The sequence below is a fragment of the Nocardia sp. NPDC005825 genome (assembly GCF_040630175.1).
GTDB lineage: Bacteria > Actinomycetota > Actinomycetes > Mycobacteriales > Mycobacteriaceae > Nocardia.
This window is the reverse complement of sequence record NZ_JBEXXC010000014.1, coordinates 48,573-73,589: the sequence shown is the minus strand read 5'-3', so window position 1 is coordinate 73,589 and position 25,017 is coordinate 48,573. Positions and strand designations below refer to the sequence as shown.

Here is a 25,017-nt window from a genome sequence, read left to right as displayed (position 1 = left end):
CACCGAGCGGCTGGCGATCCGGCTGCTGTACCCGACATTCCGGCCCGCCGAGGAGTCGTTGCGGACGGCTGTCACCGGCAAGATCGTGCTGGTGACGGGGTCCTCGCACGGCATCGGTAAGGCCAGTGCGCGCAAGCTGGCCGCGGCGGGCGCGGAAGTGCTGCTGGTGGCGCGTTCGCGGCCCGAACTGGAACAGCTGGCCACCGAGATCACGGCCGCGGGCGGCATCGCCCACGTCTACCCGGCCGACCTGACCGACATGGAGGCCGTGGGCCTGCTCGGTGAGAAGCTGCTGGCCGAGCACGGGCACATCGACGTGGTGATCAGCAATGCGGGCAAGTCGATTCGGCGCCCGATCGCCGAGTCCTACGACCGCTTCCACGATTTCACCCGCACCATCGATATCAACTACCTCGGCCCGGTGCGGCTGCTGCTGACCCTGCTGCCCGCCATGCGCGCCCGCGGGCAGGGACACATCGTGAACGTCTCCACCTGGGGTGTGCTCATGCCGCCGAGTCCGCGCTGGGCGGCCTACGGCGCCTCGAAAGCGGCCTTCGACGTCTGGCTGCGCAGCGTCGCCGCGGAGATCGCCGCCGACGGCGTCACCATCACCTCGGTCTACATGCCGCTGGTCCACACCCGGATGAGCGCCCCCACCGACTTCCACCGGATCCCGGCCCTGACCGTCGACGAGGCCGCCGACCTCGTCGCGCACGCCGTCACCGCCAGACCCGGCGAGGTGGCGCCCTGGTGGGCGGTCCGGGTCCAGGCCTGGTCCGCCGTCCACCGTCGCCAGGTCCGGCGTTTCATGGAGCATCGACTCCAGAGCTGAACGCCGAAACAGAAGTTGAATTGAAGCTGAAACCATTTGTGTTGAAGCTGAAACCATTTCGGCCTCGGGCGGTGTACAGCAACTACCCGCGGGCATATACTGGCCGCGGTCGGGGTTTTGCAGTAGATAATGCGCGAATAAAGCGCGGTCAGAGTTCAAAGGGAAACCATGACTGCACCGCGACCGCTGCCCATACCGCTGTCCGCCGGACAGCAGGGATTGTGGCTGGCCCAGAAATTGAGCCCCGATGTGCCGATATCCGAGGCACAATACATCGAGTTCCACGGCGACCTCGACATCGAAACGCTGTGCAATACCGCGATTCGAGCGGGCCACGAGTTCCAGTCGGGGTACCTGAGACTGGTCGAGGCCGACGGTGCGCCGTTTCTGCTGTACGACCCGGCTCTCGGCTTGGCGGCAGCGCTGATCGATGTCCGTGATTCACCCGATCCCTTCGCGGCCGCTGTGGACTGGATGCGCCGGGAGTACACGGCACCGTTGGACATGGCCCGGGGCCCGCTGGTCGCCAATGCGATCCTGCAGGTGGGCGATCAGGACTATCTGCTGTACAGCCGGTGTCATCACGTCGCGCTCGACGGCTACGGCGCCATGGTGATCGTGAACCGGATCGCGGCGCTGTACACGGCGGCGGTGCGGGGCCAGGAGGCGGAGCCCAACCAGCCCGCGGACATTCGCGCCCTGTACGAGGCCGATCGCAGCTACCGGGAGTCGAAGCGATTCGCCGACGACCAGGCGTACTGGGCGAACAAGCTCGCCGGGATCGACGAGGAGACCAGTCTGGCCGCCAGGCAGGCGCCCCCCTGCGCGGACAGTGCCGTCGTGATCACCGAACTGTCGGCGGCGACGATGGACCGGATCGACCGTGCGGCGACGGCGGTGGGGGCGAGCCCGGCCGCACTGGTGATCGCCGCGTTCGGCTGCTATCTGGCCCGCAAGACCGGCCGCGACGACGTGTTGGTCAATATTCCGGTGTCGGGTCGCACGACCGCCGTGCTGCGGCGATCCGCGGGGGTCTTCGTCAATGTGGCGCCGCTGCCGATCACCCTCGAGCCGGCCGACACCGTCGCGACGCTGGCGCTGCGGGTGCAGGCCGATCTGGTGGGCGTCCTGCGGCATCAGCGGTGCGGCCTCCCCGACATTCGCGCCGCCCTGGGGATCCCCGGTACGCAGCGCAGGTTCGCGGGCCCGGTCGTGAACGTCATGATCTTCGACCACAAGCTCGAGTTCGGTTCGGTGACCGGACAGTTCCACATCCTCAGCTCCGGCCCGGTCGAGGATCTGCTGATCGATGTGTATCGGACCGGGGATCCGCCGCGGACCGTCCTCCAGTTCCTGGCCAATCCGAACCTCTACACCGACCGCGAACTGTCCGCGCACTGCACCGGATTCGCGGAGTTCCTCGACGAGTTCGCCGCCGTCCCGGATGCCGCGCTCGGACAGGTCGATCCCCGCAGCGCCGCCGAAGGCGCCGGGATCCGCCGCAACCGTGAGAATCTGACGTTCTGGCGGACGGCCCTCGCGGACCTTCCCGAAGAGCTTCCGCTGCCCTTCGACAGGCCGCGGCCGACGGTGATGTCGGATCGGCGCGCGAGCGCGAATTTCTCCTTGCCCGCGGGATTGGTTCGAGGATTGGAGAATTGCGCACGGGAGCATGATTCTTCGTTCTTCATGGTGGCGCACGCCGCATTGGCGGCATTGCTGGCGCGAATGAGCGGCGGCACCGATATTCCCGTCGGCACACCGGCCGACGATATTGTCGGGCAATCCGGCAATATTGTCCTGTTGCGCACCGAAGTCGATCCTCGAGAACCGTTCACCGAATTACTCGACCGGGTTCGCGAGGCAGATCTGAATGCATTCGACCATGCCGATATCCCGTTCGAACAAGTGGCGGAGCAACTATCGCGAAACCCCGCGTGCCAAGTGCTGCTCGCAATCGGACAGGTAGGCGAAACATCCTGCTTCGACCTGAAATTCAACCTGTCGACGCCCGCCGGTGCGGACGATACGACCGGAGCGGTCACCTTCGCCACGGATGTGTTCGATGCCGCGACGATCGATTCCCTTGTCCGTCGGTGGATCCGGATCCTGGAGTCGGTGGTCGCCGATCCGGCCGTTCCGGTCGGGTCGATCGACGTGCTCGACCCCGCCGAGCGCGAGGATCTGCTGACGCGCCGCGGCGCGCCCGCGACCGCGCCGGTCACCCTGCCCGAATTGCTGGCCGCCGCGGTCGCGGTGGATCCCGAGGCGGCGGCGATCGTCGCCGGGGGGCGGACGGCGAGCTACCGGGAGATGGACGAACGCTCGAATCGGTGGGCCCGGAAGCTGATCGAGCGGGGCATCGGTCCGGAGGACATCGTCGCGATCGCCATGCCGCGGTCCGCCGATTCGGTGCTGGCAGTGTGGGCGGTGGCCAAGTCGGGGGCCGCCTTCCTGCCGATCGATCCGGGCCATCCCGCCGAACGGGTCGCCCACATGCTGACCGATTCGAGGGCGGCGGTCGGCCTGACCGCGGCGGTCGCCCGCGCCCGGTCCCCCGACGACATCGACTGGCTGACAACGGATTACCTCGACCAGGGCGACGCTCGGCCGATCACCGACGGTGATCGGGTGCGGCCGCCGCGGGTCGACGATATCGCGTACGTCCTCTACACCTCCGGATCGACCGGCCTGCCCAAGGGCGTGGCCGTCACCCATCGCGGACTGCACACCTGCGCCGTCGAACACCGGGAGGCCCTGCGCATCGGACCGTCCTCTCGCACACTGCATCTGGCTTCGCCGAGCTTCGACGTCTCGGTCCTGGAACTGCTGCTGGCGCTGTGCGCGGGCGCGACCATGGTCGTCGCGCCCGGCGACAGCTTCGGCGGCGACGAACTCGCCGAACTCCTCGACCGCGAACACGTCAGCCACGCGTGTATGACGCCCTCGACGCTCTCCACCATCGACCACACCCGGTGGGCCCTACCGGATCTGGGACATCTGGTCGTCGGCGGCGAGGACTACGGCACCGAGCTGGTCGAACGGTGGAGCGGAACCCGTCGGCTGTACAACGAGTACGGGCCCACCGAGACCACGATCGCGGCCACGCTGACCGCGTTGTCGGCGGGTGAGCTCGTCACGATCGGCCGTCCCATCCGCGGCGTCTCGGCCTGGATCCTCGACCAGCGATTGCAGCCCGTGCCGGTCGGTGTGGCGGGTGAGTTGTATGTCGCCGGTGGTCTTCTGGCTCGTGGATATCACCGCCGGGCGGGGTTGACCGCGGAGCGGTTCGTGGCGTGTCCATGGTCGCCCGGTGAGCGCATGTACCAGACCGGTGATGTGGTCCGCTGGTCGGCCGACGGTGCGATCCAACATCTGGGCCGGTCCGATTTCCAGGTCAAGATCCGCGGTCTGCGTATCGAGCTCGGGGAGATCGACGCCGTGCTCACGGGTCACCCGAGTGTCGGCTACGCCGCCACGATCGGCTATCGCGCCGATTCCGGAGCCCAGCAGCTCGTCTCGTATGTCGTTGCCGCACCGGGCCGGACGATCGATACCGCACTCGTGGCGGATCATCTCGCCGATCGCCTGCCGCCCTACATGGTTCCGGCCGCGATCGTCGTGCTGGACCGGATACCGTTGACGCCGACCGGCAAGCTCGATCGAAAAGCCTTGCCCGCACCGGTGTTCGCCGACGACAAGCCGTACCGGGCGCCCCGGACCCCGACCGAGCGTCTCATCGCCGAGACCTTCGCCGACGTCCTGCACATCGACGCCCTCGGGATCGACGACTCGTTCTTCGCCCTCGGCGCGGACAGCCTGGTCGCCACCCGGGTCGCGGCACGCCTGGGCGCCGCGCTGGACACCGAGATTCCGGTGCGGCTGCTGTTCGACACGGCCACGACCGCCGAACTGGCCACCAGGATCGAGCAGGAAGCCGGATCGGAGCGGCGATCCCGGCCACCGCTGATCGCCGCTCCGCGCCCGGATCTGGTGCCGCTGGCCCCGGCGCAGCAACGCATGTGGTTCTTCAACCAGTACGACACCGGCTCCGGGGCGTACAACATGCCGATCGCCCTGCGGCTGCGGGGCGAACTGAACGTCGAGGCCCTGCGACTGGCCCTGATCGACGTGCTGACCAGACACGAATCGCTGCGCACCCGGTACCCGGACCATGACGGCGTGCTGATCCAGGTGGTCGAATCCGTCGACCGCCTGGACTCGGATCCCGCGCTGACGATGGTGCCGTCCGGCGAACTGGTCCCGGCGGTCACCGAATTCGTCACCGAGGGCTTCGACGTGAGCACCCGGGTGCCGGTGCGCGCCCGGCTGTTCCGGGTGGCCGACGCCGAGGAACCCGAACACCTGCTGGCCGTCGTCGTGCATCACATCGCCGCGGACGGCTTCTCCATGGCTCCGCTGGCCCGCGATCTGACCATGGCCTTCGCCGCCCGGCTGCGCGGTGAAACCCCCTCGTGGACACCGCTGCCCATCCAGTACGCGGACTACGCGCTGTGGCAGCGGGACGTCCTCGGTTCGCCCGACGAGCCGGAGTCGCTGAGCGCCCGGCAGCTCGGCTACTGGACCGAGACCTTGGACGGCATGATCGACGAGCTGCCGCTGCCGTTCGATCGGCCGCGGCCGGTGGTCATGTCGAATCGTGGTGCGACCACCAATTTCTCGTTGAGCGCGGACCTGGTCGGCGGGCTGGAGACCTGCGCGCGACAGCATGATTCCTCGTTGTTCATGGTGGTGCACGGGACGTTGGCGGTCCTGCTGGCCCGGATGAGCGGCGGCACCGACATACCGGTCGGCACACCGATCGCGGGGCGTGGCGTGGCGGCGCTCGACGAGATGGTCGGGATGTTCGTCAACACCTTGGTCTTGCGGACCGCCGTCGATCGGGGCCAGTCGTTCGCCGGCCTGCTCGGCCTGGTCCGGCAGGTGGATCTGGACGCGTTCGATCATGCCGATATCCCGTTCGAGCTGGTGGTGGACCAGCTGGTCACGCAGCGGTCCCAGGCTCGCCATCCGCTGTTCCAGGTGCTGCTGGCCTTCCAGAACCTGGAACCGGTGACGCTGGTGTTGCCCGGCCTCGAGCTGTCGGTGATCGATCTGCCCGGCACCGCGTCCCGCTTCGACCTGCAATTCATCCTCTCGCCGGACCACGCGAGCGGCGGCATGACGATGACGGTCACCTACGCCACGGACCTGTTCGATGCCGCGACGGTCGATTCCCTTGTCCACCGGTGGATCCGGATCATGGAGTCGGTGGTCGCCGATCCGACCGTTCCGGTCGGGGCGATCGAGGTCCTCGAGCCCGCCGAGCGCGCCGATCTGCTGAGCCACCACGGTGCTCTCGCCGCGGCCCCGATGACGCTGCCGGATCTACTGGCCGCGGCAGCACAGGATCCCGACGCCACGGCGATCGTGTTCGCAGGGGAGCGATTGAGCTATCGCGAGTTGGATGAGCGTTCGAATCGTCTGGCGCGAGCGCTCATTCGGCGAGGCATCGGCCCCGAGGACATCGTCGCGATCGGGATGCCGCGGTCCCCGGACTCGGTGCTGACCGAATTGGCGGTCGCGAAATCGGGGGCGGCGTTCCTGCCGATCGATCCGGGTCATCCGAGGGAACGGATCACGCACCTGATGACCGAGTCGGAGGCGGTCATCGGTGTGACCGTGCCGGCCGTGCGCTCCCGGCTGCCCGACGGGATCGATTGGCTGACACCGGACGACCTCGATCACGCCGATGACGTGGCCGACGGTCGGCCCATCACCGACGGTGAGCGGACCCGGCCGCTGCGAGTCGACGATCTCGCCTACCTCATCTACACCTCGGGATCGACCGGACTGCCCAAGGGCGTCGCGGTCACCCATCGCGGTCTGTACGACTGCGCCATCGAGCACCGCGCCGCCATGGGCATCGAATCCGATTCCCGGACCCTGCACATGGCCTCACCCAGCTTCGACGTGTCGGTTCTGGAACTGCTGCTGTCGCTGGGTTCCGGCGCCACCATGGTCATCGCGCCCGGCGACGTCTACGGCGGTGACGAACTCGCCGACCTGATCGCCCGCGAACACGTCAGCCATGTCCTGATGACGCCGTCCACGCTGTCGACCATCGACCACACCCGCTGGCCGCTACCGGATCTGACCCACCTCATGGTGGGCGGCGAGGACTACGGCGCCGACGTGGTCCAGCACTGGGGTGCCGGCCACGCCCTGCTCAATACCTACGGGCCCACCGAAACAACCATCGCCGCGACCCTGAGCACACCGCTGACGGCGGGTGACGCGGTGACGATCGGTGGCCCGATTCGCGGTGTGTCGGGGTGGATTCTGGACCAGCGGCTGCAGCCCGTTCCGGTCGGCGTGGCGGGCGAACTGTATGTCGCGGGTGGCGGACTGGCGCGCGGGTATCACCACCGGTCGGGCGCGACGGCCGAACGTTTCATCGCGTGCCCCTGGGCGCCGGGCGAACGCATGTACCGGACCGGAGACCTGGCCCGGTGGACGTCCGCGGGGACGGTCGAACATGTGGGTCGGTCCGATTTCCAGGTGAAGATCCGGGGTCTGCGCATCGAACTGGGCGAGATCGATGCGGCGCTGGCGGCGCACGCGGCGGTGAGTTACGCGGCGACCGTCGGCAGTCGCGCCGAGTCGGGGGCGCAATCGCTGGTGTCGTATGTCGTTGCCGCGCCGGGGTGTTCGATCGATCCGTCGGTGTTGACCGAGTATCTGGGCGACCGGCTCCCGTCCTACATGGTTCCGGCGTCGATCATGGTGCTGGATCGGGTGCCGTTGACGCCGATGGGGAAGCTGGATCGGCAGGCGTTGCCGAAGCCGGTGTTCGCTGCGGACAAGCCTTTCCGAGCGCCCGAGACGCCGACCGAGCAGATCATCGCCCGCTGCTTCGCGGACGTCCTGGGCTCCGACGGGGTCGGCGCGGACGATTCCTTCTTCGCCCTCGGCGGCGACAGCATCATGTCGATCCAGCTGGTGACCCGGGCCAGAACCGCGGGCGTGACGTTCTCGCCACGCGATGTGTTCGAGCGCAAGACCGTGGCCGGGCTCGCCCTGGTCGCCACCCGGGAGAGCGACTCCGCGACAGAGCTTTCGGCGGAACTGCCCGACGCGGGCCCGCTACCGCTGACACCGATCATGCGGGAGTTGCTCGAACGGACGGGGTCCGCGTGCGCCCGCTTCGCCCAAGCGACGATGCTGCCTCTGCCGGAAGGGATCGACCGGCAACGGCTGGCCGATGCCGTGCAGAGGGTCCTGGATCGGCACGGCATGCTGCGTACGCAGCTGAACCCGGGCAGCGACGGGCAGTGGGCATGGAAGGTGTTGCCCGCCGGAATGATTCGCGCAGACGACATCCTCGTGCGAGTGCCGATCGAAGCGCTGGGCCGACGCGAATTCCGTGCGTTGGCGGCGGCCGAGCTGGAGGCCGCCGCGGACCGGCTCGATCCGGGAACCGGGATCGTCACGCAGGTGGTCTGGTTCGATCCGGCCGGCTCCGCCGAACCGGGAACCGTGCTGCTGGTGGTTCATCGTTCGGCGATCGATCCCGTCTCCTGGCAGGTGCTGGCGGCGGACCTCACGGCCGCGTGGGCACCGGTCGACTCCGGCGAACCACCCGATCCGGCCCCGACCGGAACGTCCATGCGCGGCTGGGCACACGGGCTGGTCGAGGCGGCCCGGCGGCCGGAACGCGCCACCGAGCTCGAACTGTGGCGAGCGATGACCGCCGGGGACGATCCCCCGCTCGGCACACGGCCCCTCGACCCGGCGATCGACGTGGTCGCGACTACCCGCTCCGTCCGGATCGACGTGGACCCCGACGTGACCGAGGCCCTGCTGACCAGCGTGCCCGCAGCCTTCCACGGCAGCGTGAACGACGGGCCGCTGACCGCGCTGGCGGTCACGATCGCGCGGTGGCGGCGCGAGCACGGGACAGCGGCCGCCGCGGACGTCACAATCCGCCTCGAAGGCGACGGCCGCGCGAAAGACGTTGTACCGGGCTCGGATCCGGCGCGGACGGTCGGCTGGTTCGCCACGAGCTATCCGATGCGCCTGGATCTGTCCGGCATCGATCTCGACGAAGCCCACACGGGCGGACCCGCATCAGGGGCAGCGGTCAAGTCCGTCAAGGAGCAACTGCTCGCCGTCCCCGAACAGGGGATCGGCTACGGCCTGCTGCGGTATCTCGACGAGGACGCCGGACCGGCTCTCGCGACCGCGCCGCCGCAGATCGCGTTCACCTACCGCGGCCGCGTCGCCACCGGGACAGCCGAGGCGGAGCTCCTCGGCACCCGGCCCCCGGACATGCCGGTGACCGCGGTACTCGATATCGAAGTCACCGTCCTGGACGACGCGAAAGAGCCTCGGCTACAGGCGATCTGGTCGTACCCCGCAGGGGTGCTCACCGGCGAAGCGGTGGGCGAGATCGCCGAGAACTGGCGGTCGGCGCTGACCGCGCTGGCGACGCATGTCCGCCGCGCCGGAAGTGGCGGACGGACGCCGTCGGATCTGACCGCCGAGCTCGGGCAATCCGACATCGAGGGACTCGAGCACCGGTACCCGGCCTTGAGCGACGTCTGGCCCCTGGCCCCACTCCAGCAGGGCCTGCTGTTCCACGCGCTGGTGTCCGAGCAGTCGGTGGACGCCTACATCACCCAACTGGTGCTCGAGCTGCGCGGCCGGGTCGACGCGGAGCGGCTGCGCCGAGCCGCGGCGCTGCTGCTCGACCGGCACGCGAACCTGCGCGCCGCGTTCGTCACCGATCCGGAACCGGTGCAGGTGGTCGACGCCGCCGCCGAAGCGCCCTGGTCGGAACCGGACCTGTCCGGCCTGGACGCCGACGCCCGCGATCGCGAGTGGACGCGGATCCTGACCGCCGACCGCACCACCCGGTTCGACCCGGCTCGTCCCCCGCTGCTGCGCTGGATGCTGGCCACCATCGAGCCCGAGCGGTACCGGCTGGTGCTGACCAACCATCACCTGCTGCTCGACGGCTGGTCGACGCCGCTGCTCCTGAAGGAGCTGCTGGTCCTCTACGCCACCGACGGCGACCCCACCCCGCTGCCGGAGGTGCGTCCGTACCGGGACTTCCTGACCTGGTTCGCCCGGCAGGACCCGGCCGCGGCGCTCGACGCCTGGGCGCGTGCGTTCGAGGGCGCCGACGAGCCGACGCTGGTGGCCGCACCCGATCCCGGCCGCCGCTACACCGAATCACGGGAGCTGTCAGGAGAACTCGGCGAGGCGGAGACCGCCGCGCTGATCGGCCGCGCGCGGTCCCGCGGCATCACCCTCAACACCCTGATCCAGGTGGCGTGGGCGATAGTGCTGGGCGCGTTGACATCTCGGAAGGACGTGACGTTCGGCGCGGTCGTCTCCGGGCGGCCCCCGCAGCTCGCGGGCGTCGAATCGATGATCGGGCTGCTGATCAACACGGTGCCGGTGCGCGTTCGCCTCGACGCCGGGGAGACGGTCGGGCAATTGCTCGACCGCGTCCAGGCCGAGCAGGCGGCGCTGCTCGACCACCAGTTCGTCGGGCTGGCCGAGATCGAGCGCGTGGTCGGCCCGGGCGCGGTCTTCGACACGATGACGGTGTTCGAGTCCTTCCCCGTCGACCGGTACGGGCTGACCGCGGACACCGATATCGCCGGTATGCGGCTGGTCGACGTGACCGGTTCCGACGCGGCCCACTATCCGCTGGGCGTGGTCGGACGCGTCGACGATCGACTGCACCTGGAGATCAAATACCTGCCCGAGTTCTTCGACCGGGACACGATCGCGGCGACCCTGCATCGGATCCTGGACGTCCTGGGCGAGCTGGCCGCAGACCCCGATGTGCCGCTCGCCCGGCTTAATCTGCTCGCGCCGCGGGAATACCGCGAACTGGCGCCGGTCTCGGGGGATCCCGCGGTGCCGGAGCGGGTGTTGCCGGAACTGCTCGCGGCCACCCACGCCCGGGATCCGGACGCGGTGGCGGTGGTGTGCGGGGACCTGCAGTGGACCTATGGCGAGCTCGAGACGGAGTCGAATCGGTTGGCGCGCACGCTGATCGGTCTCGGTGCCGGACCGGAGACGAATGTCGCGATCGGACTGCCGCGCTGCTACGAGTCGGTGCTCGCGGTATGGGCGGTGGCGAAGTCGGGGGCGGCATTCGTCCCGGTGGATCCGCGCACGCCCGGAGAACGGGTCGAGCACATGCTCGCCGACTCCGGTGTGACGATCGGAATCACGCTGTCCGAGTGGAAGGATCGGCTGCCGGGCTCGGTGCGGTGGCTGGTCCTCGACGACCCGGATATCGCGGCGGAGGTGGCGCGGTCACCCGCGCTGCCGGTGACCGATACCGAGCGCGTCCGGCCGATTCGACTCGACCACCCCGTGTACGTGATCTACACGTCCGGCTCGACGGGAGTGCCCAAGGGCGTGGTGGTCTCGCACCGGGGGTTGGCGAACCTGGTGGCCGAGCAGTGCTCGCGGTTCGACATCGGGCCGGGCGCGCGGGTGCTGCACGCCGCGTCGCCCATTTTCGACGCGGCCATCCTGGAACTCCTCTGGGCCTTCGCGTCCGGCGGACGCCTCGTCATCGCGCCGCCGACGGTCCTCGGCGGAAGCGAACTGGCGCAGATCATCTCGCGGCACGCGGTCACCCATGCCGCGCTGACCCCCACCGCCCTGGGCACGGTCGACCCCGCCGGGCTGCGGCACCTGGGGACGGTCGTGATCGGCGGCGAAGCGCCCCCGCCCCGACTGGTGTCGCGGTGGGCGCCGGGCCGGAACCTCTTCAACACCTACGGTCCCGCGGAGGCCACGATCCAGACCGATGCGGGCGAGCCGATGGTGCCGGGTGAGACCGCGACCATCGGCGGACCGATCCGCGGCGTCGGCGAGATCGTGCTCGACGCGTGGCTGCGCCCGGTGCCGGTCGGAGTCGTCGGCGAGTTGTACCTCACCGGACCGGGATTGGCGCGCGGATACCGCAACCGGACGAGTCTGACCGCGTCCCGGTTCGTCGCCGATCCGTTCGCGAACCCCGGGCAGCGCATGTACCGCACCGGGGACCTGGTGCGGTGGCTGCGGCTGCCGGGGGGAGGTCTGACGCTGGACTATGTCGGGCGGACGGACTTCCAGGTCAAGATTCGCGGCTTCCGGATCGAACTCGGCGAGGTCGAATCGGGTCTGCTGGCCTGCCCGGGCGTGGCCCGCGCGGTGGCGGCCGTGCACCACGGATCCACCGGTGATCGGTTGATCGGGTATGTCGTGCCCGAACCCGGCGCCGAACTGGACCCCGTCGCGATCCTCACCGTCGCCGGGCAGCGTCTGGCCCCGCACCTGGTCCCCGCCACCGTGATGGTGCTCGACGCGCTGCCGACGACCGAGACCGGCAAGATCGACCGCCGCGCACTGCCCGAACCCGACTTCAGCACGGGCCGAGTCGAATTCCGGGCGCCGGTCACCGAGACCGAGACGACGCTCGCGGGGCTGTTCGCGGAAGTCCTGGGGATCGACACGATCGGGCTCGACGATTCGTTCTTCGCGCTCGGCGGCGACAGCATCATGTCGATCCAATTGGTCACCCGGGCCAAGGCGGCGGGCCTGGAGCTCTCGGTACGAGAGGTGTTCGAGCACAAGACGGTCGCCGGACTGGCCCGGATCGCCGTCCACGACAGCGCCGCCCTTCCGGAGGAACTGCCCGGCGGGGGCGTCGGGCCGATGCCGTTGACGCCCATCATGTGCTGGATGCTCGAACGCGGCGGATTCGAGTCCTTCTGCCAGTGGGTGATGCTCACGCTGCCGGCCGGCGTCGACCGGACCGTCATCGAGGCGACCGTGCAGGCCGTGCTCGACCATCACGACATGCTGCGGGCCCGGCTGGCGCCCGATCCCGCGCATCCGTCGGGCTGGGCGGTGGAGGTGCGGCCGACCGAGGTGTCCGCCGCCGACCTGATCCGGCACGTGTCGGTGGAGGCGGCGCCGGACAGCGGCGCGTTCGCCGCGATCGCCGACGTGGAGGCGCGGGCCGCCGCCGAGCGCCTCGACCCCGCCGAAGGCATTGTGCTGCAGGTGGTCTGGTTCGACTGCGGCGGCGGGCCGGGCCGACTGCTGGTCGTCGCCCACCACCTGGTGGTGGATGGCGTGTCCTGGCGGATCCTGGTGCCCGACTTCGCTGTCGCCGCGGGCCAGGTGACCGCCGGGCAGCCGCCGCAGCTCACACCCGTCGGCACGTCCATGCGCCGCTGGGCGCACGCCCTCGACACCGCCGCCGCGAATCTCGACGAACTCGACCGGTGGCGTTCCACGCTCGCCGCCGCCGATCCGCCCATCGGGGCGCGCCCGCTCGACCCGGCCGTGGACAAACAGGCCACCGTGGCCACCGTCCGGGTCACGCTGCCCACCACGGTGACCCGGGCCGTGCTCACCGCCCTGCCCCACGCGTTCAACGGCAAGGTGGACGACGCCCTGATCACCGCGCTCGCCCTGGCGCTGACCCGGTGGCGGCGAAGCCGCGGCGAGACCGTCGCCGAGGCGCTGCTCACCCTCGAGAGCCACGGGCGCGACGACACCGCGCTCCCCGGCGCCGACCTCACCCGCACGGTCGGGTGGTTCACCACCACATACCCGGTGCGAATCGACCTGTCCGACATCGACATCGACGACGCGTTCGACGCGGGAGCCGCCGCGGGAGCGGCCGTGAAGTCGGTGAAGGAACAGCTGCGGGGGGTCCCCGGCGACGGGGCCGGCTACGGGCTGCTGCGCTACCTGAACGCCGAGACCGCCCGCGTCCTGGGCGCGCTGCCCGACCCCCAGGTGAGTTTCAACTATCTCGGCCGGTTCGACACGATTCCCGACGCGGCGCTCGAGTTCGGATGGATGCCCGCCGGCGCCGATGCCGCGGGCGGCGCGCAGCCTCCCGACGCGTCGGCGGCGGCCGTACTGGGCATCAACGCGGCCACCATGGACACTCCGGACGGACCCGCCCTGACCGCCGCCTGGGACTACCCGGCCGGACTGATCACCGCCGCCGACGTCACCGACCTCGCGGAACTGTGGAGCGACGCGGTGACGGCCCTCGCGACGCACGCGTCCCGCCCCGGCGCGGGCGGGCTGACGCCCTCCGACCTCGACCTCGTCGACCTCGATCAGACCGCGATCGACCGGATCGAGGCCGAATGCCCGGAGCTGGAGGATATTTGGTCGCTCACACCGCTGCAGGCGGGGCTGCTGTTCCACGCCCAGCTCGCCGACGGCGCCCGCGACGACTACATCGTGCAACTCCGGATGGAACTCGGCGGACTGGTCGACGCGGACCGGCTGCGCCGCGCCCTGCGGACCCTCATCGGACGGCACCCGAACCTGCGCACCTCGTTCGCGCGCGACGGCACGGGCGAACCGGTGCAGCTGGTCCACCGCCGAGTCGACGTGCCGTTCAACAGGATCGACCTCACGGCACGCGCCGACGCCGAGGCCGCGCTCGAGCAACTCATGGACGCCGACCGGCATTTCGACATGACCGCCGCGCCGCTACTGCGACTCACGCTGGCCGACATCTCGCCACAGCGGTACACGCTGGTGCTGAGCATGCATCACATCCTGATCGACGGCTGGTCCACCCCGCTGCTGATCCGGGAACTGCTGATCCTCTACGCCGCCGACGGCGACCCCGCCGCGCTGCCCCCGACCCGCCCCTACCGCGACTACCTGGTGTGGCTGGAAACCCGGGATCAGGAAGCGGCGCAAGCGGCTTGGACCCGGGCGCTCGAGGGCGTCACCGAGCCGACGCTGCTGGCCCGGGCGGACGGCGGCCGGGGCGCCGACGCCGCGCGCGAGGTCCGGGTGCGGCTGAGCGAAGACCGCACCGCGGCCCTGGTCGCCGTGGCCCACCGGCAGGAGACCACCCTCAACACCATTGTTCGCGCGGCCTGGGCGATCGTGCTCGCGAGCGCGACCGCGCGCGAGGACGTCGTCTTCGGCGCCACCGTCTCCGGCCGCCCCCCGCAGCTCCCCGGCATCGAATCGATGGTCGGCCTGTTCGTCAACACCGTGCCGGTCCGGGTCCGGCTCGACCACGGCGAAACCCTCGCCCAGCTGCTCCGGCGCATCCAGACCGAACAAGCCGCGCTGCTCGACCACGACCACCTCGGCCTCGCCCGGATCCAGCAGGCGGCCGGGACCGGCGCGATATTCGACACCGTGACCGTCTTCGAGTCCTACCCGGTCGACACGGCAGGTCTGTCCGAGGACACCGACATCGCCGGGATGCGCGTCCTCGACGTGCACGGACGCGACGCCGCGCACTACCCGCTCGGCCTGATCGTGCACCTCGGCGCCCGACTACAGCTGACCTTCGAATACCTGCCCGATTCGTTCACCCGGCAGCAGATCGACGCCCTCGCCGACCGGGTGCGGCGGGTACTGGACGCCATCACCGACGACATCGATCTGCCGCTCCTGCGCGTCCCGCTGCTGTCACCGGAGGAGCTGGCCGACTCGGCGCCCGTGCGCGGCGGGCCCGGCGCGCCGACCTCGACGCTGCCGCAGCTGCTGGCGGCCGCGGCGGACTCCCGCTCGGACGCGGTGATCTGCGACGGCGACGTGTTGTCCTACCGCGAACTCGACGAGACCTCGAACCGGTGGGCGCGCATCCTGATCGACGCCGGAGCCGGACCGGAAACGCTGGTGGCCGTGGGCTTCCCGCGCTCGATCGACGCCATGATCGCCCTCTGGGCGGTCGCCAAGACCGGTGCGGCGTTCGTCCAGATCGACCCCGGCCAGCCTCTGGACCGGATCGGCGACATCCTCGCCGACGCCGACCCGATCGTCGGGCTGACGGCGGAGTCCTATCGGGATCGACTGCCGGACACCACCTCCTGGCTCAGCGTCGACAGTCCCGGATTCGCCACGAAGGCGGCCTTCGCGCGCGCCACCGCGATCGACGATCGCGAGCGCACGGCCACGCTCCGGCCCGAGCATCCCGCCTATCTGATCTACACCTCGGGCTCCACCGGAATCCCCAAGGGCGTCGTGGTCACCCATGCCGGGCTCTCGAATCTGGCCGCCGAAGCACAGGAGCGGTACGGCCTCACCGCCTCGTCTCGCATGCTGGCCGCGGCGTCGCCGAGCTTCGACGTGTCGATCCTCGAATGGGTCAGCGCCCTCGCCGCCGGGGCCACCCTGGTGGTCGCCCCCGAAGGAGTCGTCGCCGGTGCCGAACTGGCCGAGCGGATCACCGCCGCACAGGTCACCCACGCCGCGCTCACCCCGACGGTGCTCGAATCCCTGCCCGCCGCCGAACTGGACTCCCTGCGCACCCTGATCATCGGCGGCGAGATCTGCCCACCGGATCTGCTGAACCGATGGGTGCCGGGCCGCGCGCTGATCAGCTCGTACGGGGCCACCGAGACCACCGTCGTGAGTTTCGGCGACGAAGCCGTGACCACGATGACGGACAGTCCACTGCTGATCGGCAGCCCGGCCCGCGGATTCTCCGCCGTGGTCCTGGACCGCGGACTGCGGCCGGTTCCGCCCGGAGTGGCGGGCGAACTGTATCTGTCCGGACCGGGCATCGCCCGCGGCTACCACGGGCAATCCAGTCTCACTGCCTCGCGATTCGTCCCCGCCCCGTGGGGGCCGCCGGGGACGCGCATGTACCGGACCGGCGATCTGGTCACCTGGGACGGCGACCGGCGACTGCGTTACCTGGGCCGCAGCGATCTCCAGATCAAACTCAACGGCCACCGGATCGAACCGGGCGACATCGAAACCGCATTGCGGGGTCACCCCGACGTCTCCCGGGCCGCGGTCACGGTCCACACCCGGCCGGGCGGCGGCGACGTGCTAACCGGTTATGTGGTGCCCACCCCGCACTCGACTCCGGATGCCGGGGTGCTGACCAGGCACCTCGCTACCCGATTGCCGACCCACATGATCCCGACCACCATCATCACGCTCGACCGGTTACCGCTCACGGCCACAGGCAAACTCGACTACCACGCCCTGCCCGTGCCCGACCTGCGCCGGGCCCGGTTCCGGCCGCCCTCGACCCCGATCGAGGTCGCCGTCTGCGCGGCCTACGCCGAAACCCTCGACACCGAACGCGTCGGAGTCGACGACGGCTTCTTCGCCCTCGGCGGCAACTCGCTGGCCGCGACCCGACTGGTCGCGCTGCTCGCGGAGTCCACCGGCGTCACCGTGCCGCTGCAGTGGCTGTTCACCGATCCGACGCCGCTAGCGCTGGCGCGCCGCATCGAGAACCGCCGCGCCGGCCTCGAGGGACCGGAGGCCGGGGAAGGGGATCTCGCCGAGGCGCTCGCGGTCCTGCTGCCCCTGCGGGCGGACGGCATCGAACCGCCGCTGTTCTGCGTGCACCCGGCGATCGGATTGGCGTGGGGTTTCAGCGGATTGGTGCAATACCTCGATCCCGAGCGTCCCCTCCTGGGGCTGCAGTCCCCCGCGCTGTCCGACCCCGCCGCGCGGTTCGACACCCTCGACGAACTGGCGGCCCGCTATGTGCGGGAGATCCGGGCCGTCCAACCGCACGGTCCCTATCATCTGCTCGGCTATTCGCTCGGCGGCACCATCGCGCACGCGATGGCCGTCCAGCTCCGCCGCGACGGCGAGTCCGTGGACACCTTGGCCATGATGGACACCCGCGTCGTCTCGGCCGGCAGCGTACGGGCTCCGACACCGTCGGTGGCGACGATGCTCACCGAGTTCGGCGGCATCGCGGTTCCGGACAGCTCCACCGAGCTGACCGTCGACGCCGCGACCGAGCTGCTGCACCAGCAGGGCGGACTCTTCACCGCGGTGACCGCCGAGCACGTCGTGCGCCTGCAACGCGACTACACCCGGCTGATCGACCTCACCTGGGAGCATCGGCCGGGATCGTTCGACGGCGAGCTGATCTACTTCGGCGCCGACGACCACCACGTCGACGGGTCCTCGCCCGCCCACGCCTGGGCCGACCACGTCACCGGGCGAATCACCGAGCACCGGATTCCCGTCCGGCACGAACGGATGACCGAACGAGAGGCGCTGCGCGCCATCGGCTTCGTGCTCACCGAGCACTTCCGGTCGCCCCGCACTGTCCCCACAGAGTCACAAACACCAGCAAGGACAAGCCGATCATGAACACCGACCGATTCGTCGGAACACGTTCCGGCGTCGAACCAGTCAACCTGTTCGACCCCGATATCGCGGCGGGTAACGGTGCGTACCCGCGTGCGGGTGAACTGCGCCGGTGGATGGTCGACTATCTGTGTCACTCCCACCCGGACCTCGGCCGTCCCGGCGCGGTCTGTCCCTACACCAGCCACGCCATCACCATCAATTCCCTGTGGGCCGCCTTCATCACCGGTCGTGCGATCGACCGCTCGCGCATCAGCGAGATCGTCGCCGATCTGTACGACCTGTTCCCCACCCTGCCGCCCCTGAAGGAACCCGATTCCAGGCTCAAGGCCGTCCTGGCGGTGTTCCCCGACCTCACCGAGTACACCGACATCGAATCCGTTCAGCACGACCAGAAGACGAAATTCGTCCAGCAGGGTCTGATGCTCGGGCAGTTCTATCCGGGCTGCACCGTTCCGGGGCTGCACAATCCGTCGTTCCCCGCCCTCGACGCGCCGCTGCCCATGCTCGCCATCCGCTACATGGCGCCCACCGATTTCCCGTTCCTCAACTCGCGCCACGAATGGATGGACTTCTACCTGCAGATCTTCGCCCCGGCCATCCCCAAGTTCATCGCCAGCGCGATGTCCGACAAGCTCGTCCAGGTACCCGACGACCGAGGGAGCACGTACTGATCGCCGCGGACGTCCTCAGCCGGTAGCCATTTCGCGTTGCACGGTGGTGGTGATCTGCGCGGCGGTGAGGATCATGGCCACCAGGAAGTCGACGAGCTGGGCGCGGTCGATGGCCAGTTCGCCGCGCAGCCATTCGGTGAGGATCTCGAGGCCGCCGTGCGCGACCGTGCGGGCGGACAGCTCCGCGTGCATGCCCGTGACGGCTTCCTCGCCGAGCAGTTCCCGGCCCTGGTCGAGCATGACGTTCGCGACGACGCCGACGAGTTCGGTTCTGCGGTGCCGCAATTCGTCGGTGAGCTGCATGTCGATGGTGAGCCGCCGCCGGGCCGGATGATCGGCGATGGCGGTGATCCCGGCCTCCACGACCGCGCGTAGGCGGATGCGGGTGTCGGCGGGCGCGGTGGCGATGGCGGTCATGACCGCCGCGACCGCCTCGGCCAGCTGCTCCTCGACCAACTCGTAGAGCAGCCGATCGGTGTGGTTGTAGATCTCGTAGAAGTAGCGGTCGTTGAGGCCGGCGCGCACGCACAGCGCGCGCACCTTCAATCCGGCCAGACCCTCCTCGGCGATGATCTCGAGGGCCGCCGCCCGCAGCTGTTCACGGCGCTGGGCCCGGCGCTCGTCGGCGCTGAGCCCGGCGTATCGGCCACGAGGTACGTCCACTCTTCCGCCTTGTCCATTGCCATGCCGCGAACTTTGGTGAAGACTATCACCAAAGTTCTGGTGACATCCTTCACCAGAACCGATCGCACCCAGGAGGCACGCAATGACGCGTTCCGAGTTGCCCGATCCGGTGATCTTCCGGGAGTTCCCCTTCAACCTCGGGGTCAAGGTTCTCGGCCCCGGCGATATCCGGCCCACCGCCGAACAGCAGGCGGCGTACCGGAAGTTCACCGCCATGGGCGATCCGCTGGCCGACGACGTGGTCGCCATGTTCAAGCGACTGCCCACCGGACAGGGCCGGGCCATGTTCGAGACGGCCCTGGAACGCGGCATCGACCAGGTGCCCGACGCACCCGCCGAGCTGAAAGCTCTTTTCGCGCAACTCGATTCGCTGCCGTTCTGGCTCGACCGGGACAAGCTGGACCTCGCCGCCCGGGTCAGCGGCCGGGTGGGGCCGTGGGCGACCAATCTGGCGTTGTCCATGTTCGCGCTCAATGGCGGCTACCTGGCCTCCCGGGCCGGAAAGGTGCTGATCGGCACCGGCAACCTGTCCGCGCGGAACATGGCCCCGCGCCGGGTGGCCGAGACCGTGGGCTGGTGGATGGACACCACCGCGCGCGGCGGGCTCGAGCGGTTCGCGCCCGGGTTCAAGAACACGGTGCGGGTGCGGATCATGCACGCGCAGGTCCGCGCCGGAATGAAGCAGCGACCCGACTGGGACTACGAGCAGTGGGACGAGCCGGTGAACCAGTCACTGACCGCGGGCACCCTCATGCTGTTCTCGCTGGCCACCATCGCGGGCTGCAATACCGTCGGACTCACGTTCTCCCGCAAGGAGAAAGCGGCCGTCTACCACCTGTGGCGCTACGTCGGGCAGCTCATCGGACTCGACCCGGAGATCGTGCCCGCCGACGAGACCGATACCTGGCGGCTGCTGTGGCTGCAAGCCGACTACGAATTCCTGCCCGACGAGGATTCGCGCGCACTGTCCAAGGCGCTCATCTCGGCGCTCGGCAGCATCTACGGTTTCGACGGCCGCGACCTGCGCTCCCGGCTGATCAGCCGGGCCTACACCCGCTACGCCGCGTCCTACGGCCGAATCATGGTGGGCCGCACCAATGCCGACTTCCTGGAGATGCCGCGCAGCCGGTTCTTCATGGCGGCCATTCTCGCGACCGCGGCGATCAATGGGGCGCTGGAGGTTCCGCGCCGGATCATTCCGGGCGCGACCCGGCTCAGCGAGACCGTGGGCCGCCGGATCACCGAGCGCATGCACGCCCGGATCGTGCGCGCGAACCGGCCCGACCACAGCTACGCCCGCCACGACCGGCTGGCCGAAACCCGCGCGGCATGAGTTATTACCGACGAGTAAGGTTCGTCGGGTAACCCCTTGATGAAGGAATCTGGTTCATGAGCCTGCCGCCCATCCTGTCCGAGCGCCTGCGCCTGCCCGCGGTCGCCTCCCCCATGTTCATCGTGTCCGGGCCCGAACTGGTGATCGCCCAGTCCAAAGCCGGCATCGTGGGTTCGTTCCCGTCGCTGAACGCGCGCCCGCAGTCACTCTTCAAGGAGTGGCTGGTGCGGATCAACGAGGAACTCGCCAAGCACGACGCCGACAATCCGGACCAGCCGTCCGCGCCCTACGCGGTCAACCTGATCGTGCACAAGAGCAATGACCGGCTGGAAGAGGACCTGGCCACGGTGGTCGAGCACAAGGTGCCGATCGTCATCACCTCGCTGGGCGCGCGCCCGGACGTGAACGAGGCCGTGCACTCCTACGGCGGCATCGTGCTGCACGACATCATCAACAATGTGTTCGCGCACAAGGCCGTCGAGCGCGGCGCGGACGGCCTGATCGCGGTGGCGGCGGGCGCGGGCGGGCACGCCGGGCCGCAGTCGCCGTTCGCGCTGGTCCAGGAGATCCGGGAGTGGTTCGACGGGCCGCTGCTGCTGTCGGGGTCCATCGCGCACGGCCGGTCCATCCTGGCCGCGCAGGCCGCGGGCGCGGACCTGGCCTACATCGGCTCGGCCTTCATCGCCACCGACGAGGCCAATGCGGTCCCCGGCTACAAGCAGATGATCGTCGACTCCGCCGCGAGCGACATCGTGTACTCCAATCTGTTCACCGGCGTCCACGGCAACTACCTGCGCGGCAGCATCACCGCCGCGGGCATGGACCCCGACAATCTGGGCCAGTCCGACCCGTCGGCCATGGACTTCGGCACCGGCGAGTCGGATTCGACCACGCCCGGCGCCAAGCCGTGGAAGGACATCTGGGGCTCGGGCCAGGGCATCGGCTCGGTCGACGCGGTCCTCCCGGCCGCCGACCTGGTCGAGCGGCTGATCCGCGAGTACGACGAGGCCAAGGCGCGCCTGCTGGCGCTCTGACCGAATACGAAGGGCGGGCGCATGTTTCGCGCCCGCCCTTCGTGTTTTCCGGAACTCTCGCTTCCCGGAAGCTATACCCCCGGCGCGTCGACCCGGGGAATCGTGATCTCCACGATCGGCAGGCGCAGCGCGGCCGGGGCCGTGGGCGGGACCACGGGACTGCGCGGTGCGGTCGGAGCGATCCGCGCATAGGCCGCGCCCGGCTCCGGGCGGGGATCGGGCTCACCCTTGTTGGGCCACAAGGAGATCGCGCGTTCGGCCTGGGCGGTGATGGTGAGCGACGGGTTGACGCCGAGGTTCGCCGAGATGGTGGAGCCGTCGACGATGTGCAGGCCCGGATGGCCGTAGAGGCGGTGATAGGCGTCCACGACACCGGTGGCGGGCGAGTCCCCGATGGCGCAGCCGCCCAGGAAATGGCCGGTCATCGGAATCTTCAGGATGCTCGAGCTCGCGCCGATCGGAATGCCGTCGACCGCGTCGGCGACCCGCCGGGCGACCTCGTGTCCGGCCGGTACCCAGGTCGGATTGGGTTGGCCGTCACCCTGTTTGGTCGTCATGCGGCGGCCGAACAGCCCGCGTCTGGTGTAGGTGGTGATGGAGTTGTCCACCGACTGCATGACGAGCAGGCCGATGGTGCGCTCGGACCAGTGCCGCGAATTGTGCACCCGCACCGCGTCGCGGGGGTGGCGGCGGGCCGCCCGCAGCCACAGCCGCCAGCGCGGGGTATCGCCCTCGTCGTCGACCATCAGGGTGCTCATGACGCCGAAGGCATTGCTGCCCTTGCCGTATCGAACCGGTTCCACATGGGTGTCGTGGTCGGGGTGGATCGAGGAGGTGATCGCCACGCCCTTGGTGTAATCCGCCTGCGGGTCGCGGCTGCGCACGCCGAGCAGCTCCTCGGAGTTGGTGCGGGACAGATAGCCGAGCCGGTCGGAGATCCCGGTGAGCGAACCCTTGTCCCGCAGCCGGTGCAGCAGGCGCTGCGTGCCCAATGAGGCGGCGGCGAAAATCACCTGTTCGGCGGTGAATTCGTTGCGCCGCTTACGGAACAGCCGCCCGGTGCGGGCCGTCTCCACGGCGTACCCGCCGCCGTTCAACGGCCGCACATCGGTGACGGTGGTCAGCGGATGTACCACGGCCCCGGCCTGCTCGGCCAGATACAGATAGTTCTTGACCAGCGTGTTCTTGGCATTGTGCCGACACCCCGTCATACATTCGCCGCAATGGGTGCAGGTGCGCCGACTCGGCCCGGCCCCGCCGAAGAACGGGTCCGGCACATCCTCACCCGGACGCCGACCGGACCCGCCGAAGAAGACGCCGACGGGCGTGGCCTGGTAGCTGTCGCCGATCCCCATGCCCTCGGCCACGTCCCGCAGCACCCGGTCCGCGGGTGTGGTCGCCGGATTGGCCGTCACCCCCAGCATCCGTTTGGCCTGGTCGTAGTGCGGTGCGAGTTCGCTCTTCCAGTCGGTGATGTGCCCCCACTGCCGATCCGCGTAGAACTTGTCCGGCGGCTCGTACAACGTGTTGGCGTACACCAGCGAGCCACCGCCCACTCCCGCCCCGGCCATCACGAACGTGTCGTTCAACAGCGCCAGCCGCTGAATCCCGAAGCACCCCAAGGCCGGAGCCCACAGATACTGCCGCAGCCGCCAGGACGTCTTCGCGAACTCATGGTCCTCGAACCGTCGCCCGGCCTCCATCACGCCGACGCGGTAGCCCTTCTCGGTCAGCCGCAGCGCACTCACACTGCCCCCGAACCCGGAGCCGATCACGATGACGTCGTAGTCGAATCGCATGCATCGACGCTACGACCAGCGGATATGACGACATGACAGACCGGCGGCCAGAAAATCCACACTTTCGGCCACCAGGGCTGGAATCAGGGCGAGTGCAATGGTGTCCGAAAACCTCCGGCGGGCCCATAGTTCACGACGCTGTACCGCGTTATGACCTGGAGGTTCCTGGTGAACAGTCCCACTCCCCCGCCGTCGAGGCTCGAGGCCCTCGGGCGGCTCGGGGCCGACTGGTGGTCCGTGATCGTATCGGGCGCGGTGGTCGCGCTCGCTGTGCTCGGCGTGCTGCCGAAGATTCCGTGGTGACGACATGCGTGACACCACCGTCGACGCGGGAAAGAACATCGAGAACCCCGCCGCCGCGACCGAATTCGAGCAGCCGTCGGGGCCGCTCACCTTCGCGCGACTGCTCGGCTATGTCCCCGGCGTGCTGCTGCTCGTCGCGGTCGGCGTGCTCGGGAAGTACGCGCAGATCTGGTGGAACAGCGCCGCCAAGCATCAGCATTGGACCGTTCCCGATATCGAATACGTGTTGTGGGCCATTCTGATCGGGCTGGTCATCACCAATACCGTTGGGCTGCACCCGATCTTCCGGCCCGGGGTGGGGACCTACGAGTTCTGGCTCAAGATCGGGATCGTGGCGCTGGGGTCGCGGTTCGTGCTCGGCGATGTGGCGAAGCTGGGTGGGACCAGCTTTCTGCAGATCCTGATCGACATGACGGTGTCGGGCGCGATCATTCTCGCGGTGGCGCGCTGGCTCGGGCTGTCCGGCAAGCTCGGGTCGTTGCTGGCCATCGGCACCTCGATTTGCGGGGTGTCGGCCATCATCGCGGGCAAGGGCGCGATTCGGGCACGGAACTCCGAGGTCAGCTATGCCATCGCGGCGATCCTGGCGCTCGGCGCGGTCGCGCTGTTCGCGCTGCCGCCGCTCGGACACGCGATCGGGCTCAGTGATCACGAGTTCGGGTTGTGGGCCGGTCTGGCCGTGGACAATACGGCCGAGACCACCGCCACCGGGTACCTGTACTCCGATGCGGCGGGCAAGGTCGCGGTGCTGGTGAAGTCGACGCGGAACGCGCTGATCGGGTTCGTGGTGCTGGGGTTCGCGGCCTACTGGGCCGCGCGGGGTGAGGCCGACGCGATCGCGCCGGGCGTGCGGGCCAAGGCGGCGTTCGTGTGGTCCAAGTTCCCGAAGTTCGTGCTCGGCTTCCTGGCGGTGTCGGCGGTGGCCACCTTCCACTGGCTGTCCAAGCAGCAGACCACCAACCTGGCCAATGTGTCCCGGTGGGCGTTCCTGCTGACCTTCGCGGGCGTCGGGTTGAACACCAATATTCGTGAGCTGGCCCGGACCGGGTGGCGGCCGCTCGTGGTCGCGGTGGCCGGGCTGGTGACGGTCGCGGTGGTGTCGCTGGGGCTGGTGCTGTTCACCTCGCGCGTCCTGCACTGGGGTGTCGCGGGCTGAGACCGGATATGACGAAGGGCCGGGATCCGAGTCGGATCCCGGCCCTTCGCGTGTCGTGGA

At 69.4% G+C, this 25,017-nt stretch carries 8 protein-coding genes and 1 pseudogene; 7 read left to right on the top strand and 2 right to left on the bottom strand.

From position 1 onward, the window contains the following. Positions 1-10: 10 nt before the first annotated feature. The 3 genes from ABZ382_RS30225 to ABZ382_RS30215 all read left to right on the top strand — a co-directional run bounded on the left by ABZ382_RS30225 (position 11) and on the right by ABZ382_RS30215 (position 18,648). Positions 11-832, top strand: coding sequence for an SDR family NAD(P)-dependent oxidoreductase (locus ABZ382_RS30225; protein WP_357096070.1), 822 nt, complete (start codon positions 11-13; stop codon positions 830-832). 168 nt (positions 833-1,000) lie between these two features. After that, a complete protein-coding gene (locus ABZ382_RS30220) occupies positions 1,001-17,977 on the top strand; it encodes an amino acid adenylation domain-containing protein (protein WP_357095904.1) in 16,977 nt (5,658 codons plus the stop codon). Next, positions 17,974-18,648, top strand: coding sequence for a DUF6875 domain-containing protein (locus tag ABZ382_RS30215; protein WP_357095901.1), 675 nt, complete (start codon positions 17,974-17,976; stop codon positions 18,646-18,648). Before ABZ382_RS30220 ends, ABZ382_RS30215 begins: the two co-directional genes overlap by 4 nt. 15 nt (positions 18,649-18,663) lie before the next feature. Here the strand turns inward: ABZ382_RS30215 and ABZ382_RS30210 are convergent, their stop codons facing one another. Beyond that, positions 18,664-19,311 carry a TetR/AcrR family transcriptional regulator gene (locus ABZ382_RS30210; protein ID WP_357095898.1) on the bottom strand — a complete coding sequence of 216 codons (648 nt, stop codon included), beginning with the start codon at positions 19,309-19,311 and terminating at the stop codon, positions 18,664-18,666. Positions 19,312-19,414: 103 nt separating this feature from the next. Between ABZ382_RS30210 and ABZ382_RS30205 the strand changes: the two genes are divergently transcribed. Both ABZ382_RS30205 and ABZ382_RS30200 read left to right on the top strand, forming a co-directional pair. Further along, positions 19,415-20,665: an oxygenase MpaB family protein gene (locus ABZ382_RS30205; RefSeq protein ID WP_357095895.1), complete on the top strand. Its 1,251-nt coding sequence runs from the start codon at positions 19,415-19,417 to the stop codon at positions 20,663-20,665. Positions 20,666-20,721: 56 nt separating this feature from the next. Then, positions 20,722-21,699, top strand: coding sequence for a nitronate monooxygenase family protein (locus tag ABZ382_RS30200; RefSeq protein ID WP_357095893.1), 978 nt, complete (start codon positions 20,722-20,724; stop codon positions 21,697-21,699). A gap of 71 nt (positions 21,700-21,770) precedes the next feature. On the opposite strand, the gene ABZ382_RS30195 is transcribed toward ABZ382_RS30200, so the two are convergent. Next, on the bottom strand, positions 21,771-23,498 hold the full coding sequence (locus tag ABZ382_RS30195; protein WP_357095890.1) for a GMC family oxidoreductase: 1,728 nt from the start codon (positions 23,496-23,498) through the stop codon (positions 21,771-21,773). A 168-nt stretch (positions 23,499-23,666) separates the two neighbouring features. On the opposite strand from ABZ382_RS30195, the gene ABZ382_RS30190 reads away from it, so the two are divergent. Further along, the gene (locus ABZ382_RS30190) at positions 23,667-23,801 is read left to right on the top strand and encodes a hypothetical protein (RefSeq protein WP_357095888.1); all 135 of its coding nucleotides are present in this window, start codon (positions 23,667-23,669) and stop codon (positions 23,799-23,801) included. 109 nt (positions 23,802-23,910) lie between these two features. Then, positions 23,911-24,957, top strand: a pseudogene (locus tag ABZ382_RS30185) (YeiH family protein); the annotation flags it as partial. Positions 24,958-25,017 lie beyond the last annotated feature (60 nt).

What these genes read in the sequence shown, in the direction of transcription:
- ABZ382_RS30220 (WP_357095904.1), top strand. Translation starts at nt 1,001, where the DNA reads ATGACTGCACCGCGACCGCTGCCCATACCGCTGTCCGCCGGACAGCAG.
- ABZ382_RS30215 (WP_357095901.1), top strand. Translation starts at nt 17,974, where the DNA reads ATGAACACCGACCGATTCGTCGGAACACGTTCCGGCGTCGAACCAGTC.
- ABZ382_RS30205 (WP_357095895.1), top strand. Translation starts at nt 19,415, where the DNA reads ATGACGCGTTCCGAGTTGCCCGATCCGGTGATCTTCCGGGAGTTCCCC.
- ABZ382_RS30200 (WP_357095893.1), top strand. Translation starts at nt 20,722, where the DNA reads ATGAGCCTGCCGCCCATCCTGTCCGAGCGCCTGCGCCTGCCCGCGGTC.
- ABZ382_RS30195 (WP_357095890.1), bottom strand. Translation starts at nt 23,498, where the DNA reads ATGCGATTCGACTACGACGTCATCGTGATCGGCTCCGGGTTCGGGGGC.